We start from the raw sequence: 5,512 nt of genomic DNA, 5'->3' as shown, positions 1-5,512 counted from the left end.
CTCTGCTTTATCCCCTCTGATTCTGTTACTGTAAGCATTAGCGAGATTATTCTGTGTCGCTGCCCAACCTTGGGGAAATGCGTCAAAAGTGAACACTTTCAAAGCCTCCTGGTAAGCGGCAATCGCTTTTTCTAAATTCTCAGCTTTCTCCCCTCTGATTCTGTTAATATAAGTAGCAGCGAGATTATTATTTGTTCCAGCCCATTCTTGAGGAAATGCCTCAAAAGTGAAGATAGTTAAGGCTATTTCATAACCCGTGATGGCAATTTCTTTGTGGGTGGCGATGTCACCAAGGGGAAATTCTTTAATTAAATTACTGAAATTGCCAATAACAAAAGCGATAGAATAGGCTTGTTCTGGCGTGACTTGTGTTAATTTCTCTCTAATCCAACTGTCTAGGATTCTCGCAAAATTATCATCTAGCTTATCCAGATTTTGCGCCCAGAAAGGATAAATTAATTGAGGATTAGGATTTTCAGAGATTTTTTGTAATGTTTCCATCAAGAAATTGAGATAGTCTTGCGGGTTTAGGGAGGCTTGGGCGCGTTGTTCATTCATGGCGTGGCGGATGGGGAATTGATGGGTAGGGGCGAAGCATTCGGATATAAAATCTAGGATTTCAGCGATATGTTATCGTCCGAATGCTTCGCCCGTACAGGGATTTAATGAGGAGATTATCATAATTGTATCACAGGGATAATAGGCGAAGGTTATTAGTTTATTGCCCAGGGTAGGGGCGAAGCATTCGGATAAGAAATTTATGGTTTCAGCGATATGTTATTGCCCGAATGCTTCGCCCGTACAGGGATTTAATGGGTAGATTATCAGAATTGTATCACAGGGATGATAGGCTAAGGTTAGTGATAGATTATGCACGAATGCTTCGCCCGTACAGGGATTTAATGAGGAGATTATCATAATTGTATCACAGGGATAATAGGCGAAGGTTATTAGTTTATTGCCCGGGGTAGGGGCGAAGCATTCGGATAAGAAATTTATGGTTTCAGCGATATGTTATTGCCCGAATGCTTCGCCCCTACAGGTTATTCGTCCCCGCAGGTTATTTGTCCCCACAAGTTATTTGCCCCTACATTGGTTTGAATTTATTCAGATTGTTCTCGTCTTGTTCCCAATTTCGCGGATTATCAAGAATGTATTGCCGGATTTTTTGATAAGAATCTTCATTGCGAATGATATGTTCATAATAATTGCGCTGCCAAACTTTCATGTGATCGCCACATAAACGATTAATTTTACGACTAAAAATTGATTTGAAATTCTGCACAATAGCCCCCAAAGATTCCGGCATTGTACCGTGAGTATATTGAGAATCGTATTCGGTCTTTTCCAGATCATAATTTTGTATTACTATAATTCCATGAATATGATTGGGCATGACAATAAAAGTATCTAGTTCAATAAACTTAAAATGTAGAGGCAGTCTATACCATACTGCTTCAAAAGTATCACCAAGTAAATTTCGCTCTATATTTCCTTCAACAATTTCACCAAATAAATACTGCTTTTGATAAGAACAAATTGTGATATAATAAGCTCCATTAATCCTATAATCATAGCCTTTTAAACGAATAGATTGTCGATGTTTTTGGGGTTCATTCATGGCGTGGCGGATGGTGGCGGTTAATTCAGTTATAAGCGATTCATCGGCAATCATCAAGAGTTGGGGATTGGTGGTAGGGTTGTCAAAAATGCGATCGCACTGTATAATCTTGATTGATAGATAAGCTAATTCTACTCACTTGAACTAAATCATCATGAATCAAAAACCGTACCAAGTAGAAGCATTTTGGGATCGAGAGGCGCAAGTTTGGGTAGCAGAGAGTGAAGATATTCCGGGATTAGTCACCGAAGCTGATACCATCGAAGCTTTAACAGCTAAATTACGACAGATGATTCCAGAATTATTACAACTCAATCATCTAATTACTCTTGAACCTCAAAAAGCGATAACTTTTGAACTCATTAGTCATCGTCAAGAATCAATTGAGTGCGCTGTTTAGATTGAATGGGGAGATTATCAGAATTGTATCACCGGGATGATAGCCGAAAAAAATCCGGCTCTTATAGGTTCTGTGTGATAAGTTTAACTTACAATATGATCGATCAATCTTTGTGTCCTTTGTGTCTTTGTGGTTCCTTCCACCCCCTCGCTAGGAGGAATGTATCTTAGAATACATTTCACCCACCAAATCCAAGAGAGCCAAAATCCTAGTCAATCAAACAATCAAAAAAATCATAATTTAGACAGAATTGGGTGCGTTGTTCGTTCATGAGTTGATTTTTTTTATCCGACACTCCGCACTTCAAAATGTAGCATAAAATAGCATAAACTCATTCAAGAAAAAAATAAATAAAAATACTCATAGAATTAGTCCCAAAAAAGTGAGACAATCAAAAAGCTCAAAAATCTATTAAAGGTACAAAAATTGTCTCCTATCTCAGAGGTAAAAATTAAAAACCTAGATCACTTAGGAATAGTAGCCGGACTAATTGACGAAATAAGAATAGTTGAAATAATCAACTCTAAATTAGGAATTGACTCCCGAGAAAAAATTTCAGCAGGAACAGTGGTCAAAGCTATTCTAATCAATGGATTAGGATTTGTTTCAAGGCCTTTATACTTATTTAGTCAATTTTTTGAAGATAAAGGAATCGAAGAATTATTGGGAGAAGAAATAAAAACCGATTATATCAATGATGATAAAATTGGGAGAGTCATGGATGAATTATACAAACATGGACTGAATGATATATTTATAGAAGTTGTCTTATCGGTCATCAAAAAATTTAAAATAGAGACAAAATATTCTCATCTAGAGGCCACATCATTGCTACAAAGAGAGCATCTCATTTATGCAAGTGAGTAATTATACTTATCCCTAAAACTGTTTTCTAGCAAGGCTTTCAAAATAGCTTGACATAAAAACCTGATTTAGGGGTTACAAAGGTGAGATGCTCCCGCTACAAATTAGTCCCCCTATAGAACCCCCTTGAGCCATCTTGCACACTTTTCTCTTTTTGTCAAATTTTATGTTAAGAAAGATGTGACTAATGGATAGCTTATCAAGGGGGAATCGAAACCAAAGTTTATCTTCAATTTAATTATAAACAGCTACTTATTGACCAAAATTTAATGATCAATGGGATAAAAATTAGCCAACTCTAAAACTGATCTAAAAATTAGCCCGCAATGGGGAAAATTTTGGCTAGGATCAAATCATAGTCATAATTGAGACTAGACGAGTTTCCCTTTTTTTACTTTATTACTGGCAATTACAGTTATGGTTAGCAATATTCCCTTTTCTATCCCCGAACATAGCCTCGATCGAGATTGTACCACCCTCTCCCGTCACGTCCTGCAACAACTACAAAGTTTTTCCCCCGACGCGCAGGATTTAAGCGCAATTATGAGTCGGATTGCCCTAGCGGGGAAATTAATTGCCCGTCGTCTCAGTAAAGCGGGATTAATGGCGGATGTGCTAGGTTTTACTGGAGAAACCAACGTACAAGGGGAATCGGTCAAGAAAATGGACGTTTTTGCCAATGAAGTATTTATCTCGGTTTTTAAGCAAAGTGGTTTAGTTTGCCGTCTTGCTTCCGAGGAAATGGATAAACCCTATTATATCCCAGAAAACTGTCCCATCGGTCGCTATACCCTACTCTACGACCCGATCGATGGTTCTTCCAATGTGGATATTAACCTAAATGTGGGTTCGATTTTTGCCATCCGTCAACAGGAAGGCAATGATTTAGACGGAGAAGCCCTAGATTTACTGCAAAATGGTCGTAAACAAATCGCCGCCGGTTATATTCTCTATGGACCATCGACTATTTTAGTTTACTCGATCGGTCGCGGTGTTCATGCCTTTGTCCTTGACCCCAGTTTAGGGGAATTTATCCTCGCCCAAGAGAATATTATTATCCCCGATCATGGTCCAATTTATAGTACCAATGAGGGCAATTTTTGGCAGTGGGATGAGGCAATTCGCGACTATACCCGTTATGTCCACCGTCATGATGGTTACACGGCCCGTTACAGTGGGGCATTAGTGGGAGATATCCACCGAATTTTAATGCAGGGAGGCGTTTTTCTCTATCCGGGTACTGTTAAAAATCCCCAGGGAAAATTGCGCTTAATTTATGAAACTGCTCCCCTTGCTTTTTTAATTGAACAGGCAGGAGGTAAAGCTAGTGATGGGGTGACAAATCTTTTAGATATCGTTCCCGATAAATTACACACCCGCACACCTTTAGTGATCGGTAGTGTCGAAGATGTTAAATTGGTGGAGTCTTTTATCGCTGATCGACGTCATCGCGATCGAGTTTAACTTATAGTTTTATTTCGAGATATTGACATGGATTTACAAGCTCTGAAGTGGACTAAAAATGTCAGGCGAAACGATGGTACATGGGCATATCGGAAATATAAGGTTTCATCGCCCTTCCAACTGGCATGGAAAGACGATGAAGTCAATGCCAATAAACCCGAAAAAGATAGTTTGATACTACTCAGACAGCGAGGGTATGTTACCCATTTAGTAAAAGTTCTCGACTGCAAAGCCAAACGTGAAATTGGCAAGGATAATTACGACATCTATCGAATTGTTGAGGTGCTTTGGGCTATTGATTTTGATAATCCACCTGTATCAGCAAAAGCAGATGCGATGTTTGATTATCGAGTCAGGTATCAGGGTGGGAATGTGATGGAATTGGAGAAGTTACCAACTTTCAGACAGCGTTGGAATGACGATGGCGGTTTGGGGGGATTCCAAACTTACATTCAGAATTTATTGGGGCTGTCAAGGAATGACTAAGCTCCTTGTTAAGCTTGTGTTATAGTATTGAGCAGATATAGAGTAACTGCTATGACTGCTATAGTTCAGGAACTTTTAGATAGCTTTGACCGCTTGACAGACTCAGAGCGCTCAGATTTGCTATTAGAGATTCTGAAGCGGACAATTCACCTGGATTTTCCGCCCTTATCTGATGAAGATCTAGTCCTCAATGCCGAGGGAATTTTTCTAGAATTAGATGATCAGGAAGCTTCCTATGGATAGCCCTGATCGTGGTCAGGTTTGGCTGGTTGATCTGGGTTATGTGGCCAAAGTCAGACCCTGTTTGGTTATCAGTATTCCTGCGCGCAATCAAGAGCGTGCCTTAGCGACTCTGGTTCCACATACGACAAGCTCTCGTGGTTCAAGATTGGAAGTGAAAGTCTAAGCTAGCTTCCTTAGAGAAGGAGTCTTTGATGTACAAAACATCGTTACAATTCCCCATGCAAAGCTTTTGCGTAAATTAGGAAATCTGACATCTGAGCAAATGATGGAGGTTGAGAATGCGTTACTTTTTTGGCTAGGGTTTGAAGAGAGGAATGATCAAGAAAGCGAAGATTAGTCTGTGCGCTAGTTGCAGCGGAAACATAATCAATAGTTAGGGTTTGCGGCAAAAAGTTTTTCGTGGGGTGTGGGGTGTGGGGTGTGGGGTTTTACCG

Annotated in this window: 7 protein-coding genes and 1 pseudogene; 6 read left to right on the top strand and 2 right to left on the bottom strand. The window is 39.6% G+C overall.

All coding sequences use genetic code 11. The annotated features are described in order from the left end of the window. Positions 1-558, bottom strand: a 558-nt coding sequence (locus PN470_RS11465) for a tetratricopeptide repeat protein (protein ID WP_271937118.1), incomplete at its 3' end; no start/stop codon positions are given. 529 nt (positions 559-1,087) lie between these two features. Next, positions 1,088-1,675, bottom strand: coding sequence for a transposase (locus PN470_RS11460; protein ID WP_271937116.1), 588 nt, complete (start codon positions 1,673-1,675; stop codon positions 1,088-1,090). 100 nt (positions 1,676-1,775) lie between these two features. On the opposite strand from PN470_RS11460, the gene PN470_RS11455 reads away from it, so the two are divergent. The 6 genes and pseudogenes from PN470_RS11455 (at position 1,776) to PN470_RS11430 (ending at position 5,241) form a co-directional block, all read left to right on the top strand. Then, the gene (locus PN470_RS11455; protein WP_002775669.1) at positions 1,776-2,021 is read left to right on the top strand and encodes a DUF1902 domain-containing protein; all 246 of its coding nucleotides are present in this window, start codon (positions 1,776-1,778) and stop codon (positions 2,019-2,021) included. Positions 2,022-2,447: 426 nt separating this feature from the next. Continuing rightward, positions 2,448-2,849, top strand: a pseudogene (locus PN470_RS11450) (DUF4277 domain-containing protein); the annotation flags it as partial. A gap of 453 nt (positions 2,850-3,302) precedes the next feature. After that, positions 3,303-4,349: a class 1 fructose-bisphosphatase gene (gene fbp / locus PN470_RS11445; RefSeq protein ID WP_002731573.1), complete on the top strand. Its 1,047-nt coding sequence runs from the start codon at positions 3,303-3,305 to the stop codon at positions 4,347-4,349. Positions 4,350-4,376: 27 nt separating this feature from the next. Then, positions 4,377-4,835: a hypothetical protein gene (locus tag PN470_RS11440; RefSeq protein ID WP_103111205.1), complete on the top strand. Its 459-nt coding sequence runs from the start codon at positions 4,377-4,379 to the stop codon at positions 4,833-4,835. A 51-nt stretch (positions 4,836-4,886) separates the two neighbouring features. Continuing rightward, a complete protein-coding gene (locus PN470_RS11435) occupies positions 4,887-5,078 on the top strand; it encodes a hypothetical protein (RefSeq protein ID WP_024969813.1) in 192 nt (63 codons plus the stop codon). Continuing rightward, positions 5,053-5,241 carry a type II toxin-antitoxin system PemK/MazF family toxin gene (locus PN470_RS11430; protein ID WP_322745633.1) on the top strand — a complete coding sequence of 63 codons (189 nt, stop codon included), beginning with the start codon at positions 5,053-5,055 and terminating at the stop codon, positions 5,239-5,241. The genes PN470_RS11435 and PN470_RS11430 overlap by 26 nt, the downstream gene beginning before the upstream one ends. Positions 5,242-5,512: the final 271 nt, after the last annotated feature.

The organism is Microcystis sp. CS-574, assembly GCF_028329095.1.
GTDB lineage: Bacteria > Cyanobacteriota > Cyanobacteriia > Cyanobacteriales > Microcystaceae > Microcystis > Microcystis ichthyoblabe_A.
This window is presented reverse-complemented; position numbering and strand designations above follow the sequence as displayed.